The following is a 1,905-nucleotide window of genomic DNA, read 5'->3' on the forward strand; positions in this document are numbered from 1 at the left end:
AGTAAGACTCGCTACACTGTGCGATCTAAACACCTTAAATGATAGGTGTTGACTCTAAGAGCTCACTTTTGGCGACATCAAAGCGAGTCTGATAGTGTATAGACATTATTTGTGAAGACCATTCATCATCAGTTAAGGTTTTTCTGAGTATCTTGTGTGTCAATGAAACCAGTTGCCTCGAATTCTCTTCTTTTGGATCACTGTTTGAGGAAATGATATCCCTAAATGATAACTTGTTTGAACGCTGTGCCAATAGATATGCTGAGCAAGCTACTGGCGAAACGGCTTCAGGGTTTGAAGCGAGTGCTACAGCAATTTCATTGATGTGTGTTTTCAGAAAACGAGGAGTGATCTGTTTGTGTTGTGTGACCCAAACATCAATAATCTCAGCGCAGAGCTCTAGGCCACTGTAATTTGGAAGTGTTTCTCTCCAGTAATATTCAAAAGGTTCTCTCCAACCAGCGGATACAACTGGCGGGGTTCGGAATTTTACAGGCAACCTTTTCAATATAAACTCTGACCCATCTGCTACATCATTATCAGATAAAGCAGCAGCAACATGTTTTTCAGAAAAAGGGACTATTACACGTAGGTTATCACCCTCAAATGACGTAAATGTCTCGAGATCACTCCAAACCTCTCGTACTTTCTCATTATCAACGCGGTCCAAGTTGTCAATGACCAATATGACATGTTTATCAATTGGAATAGCAGATACAATCTTTTGGAAAGCTTGTTTTAGTTCGCTAGCACCAACCTCTCTAGTGACATGCAGTTTTTCAGTTATTTTGTCTTCCGAGTTTCGTTTGAAAATATCACCAATATTAGGAACCTTCCTATCATCTTCATTTTGATTCTGTTCTTGAGTGCGCTGGTAACGCATCAATAACGCTACAGCAATGGGTGATAAACCTAAAAACGTCGTGATAGTTTCTTCTACTCCGAATGTATATGTAGGAGCATCAGAAAGAAGGAAGCGAGCTGTGTTTAGAATGTGCTCTAGAGATTCCTTAGCGTACCTAACAGAAAACATTAGAGAAATCGCGAATGAAATAGTGTACCAGCTTAAGTTACTTGTAACTTTTTTAGTGTATGTTAAATCATTACCCAGCGCTCTATCTGCAGCTTTTTGCACTTTTCGTTTTGTTCTTTTGGCGTCAGGTGATGAATCGGAGCCAAATAGTTCAATAACGCAATCGCGAAAGTGTTTTATGAAAGATGCTTTTGTCGAAGAGTGATGGAATTGCTCAACATCAAATGTGATAAATTTATATTCTTCTCTAGGCAGCTTTTGTTCTAGTAAACGTAGTACTGTACTCTTTCCTGAACCAAGTTCTCCCTCTAGCCCGATGGCATGAATGTCCTTTTGGTTTAAAATTACATCTTTGATTGCATTTGCAGCATTACTATGACCGCTACTATCAAAAAGATCTTTATCTGCTGGTTTTTCTATTTGATATCTCATGACACACCTATTTACCCGTATGTGCATATAGTATCATCTGGGCGCTTATGCTTCACCAGCCGATATGTTTAAACCCTTCATATTCGAGAGCAAACTCTAGGTTATTCCTTTCTTCTGGTAGATAACTTGTTTCACTGTTTAGGCTCTATAAATCTAAATCGTCTCTGCCCCAAAGTTTGTTGGGCTCGATAGAACCATGTCTACTCATGGCTCATAATCAGATGAACAAAACTAATACGTGGGGCAAAAGCACGACCTGCCCCTTTTTCTGCTAACTAAATTTCTTTCTGAAGAGTGACATCATTCTGACTCATTGCTATCTCGATTAAACTAATCAACATAACCCATCCTACCTTTCTGCTTGTCGTGTTTGTCATTACCCTCTGGGCTCTTCTCCGCTTAGATGAGCTTGATTTCTGGGTAAATGGTAGAGTGAGTTT

1 protein-coding gene is annotated in these 1,905 nt (G+C 39.5%); it reads right to left on the reverse strand.

What is annotated here, in order from left to right:
- Positions 1 to 34: 34 nt before the first annotated feature.
- On the reverse strand, positions 35 to 1,465 hold the full coding sequence (locus AB6C75_RS23410; RefSeq protein WP_372109498.1) for a P-loop NTPase fold protein: 1,431 nt from the start codon (positions 1,463 to 1,465) through the stop codon (positions 35 to 37).
- Positions 1,466 to 1,905 lie beyond the last annotated feature (440 nt).

The sequence above is a fragment of the Vibrio sp. 10N.237.312.B06 genome, assembly GCF_041464685.1.
Taxonomy (GTDB): Bacteria; Pseudomonadota; Gammaproteobacteria; order Enterobacterales; family Vibrionaceae; genus Vibrio; species Vibrio tasmaniensis_A.

Coding starts and splice junctions, on each gene's coding strand:
- AB6C75_RS23410 (WP_372109498.1), bottom strand. CDS start 1,465: ATGAGATATCAAATAGAAAAACCAGCAGATAAAGATCTTTTTGATAGT.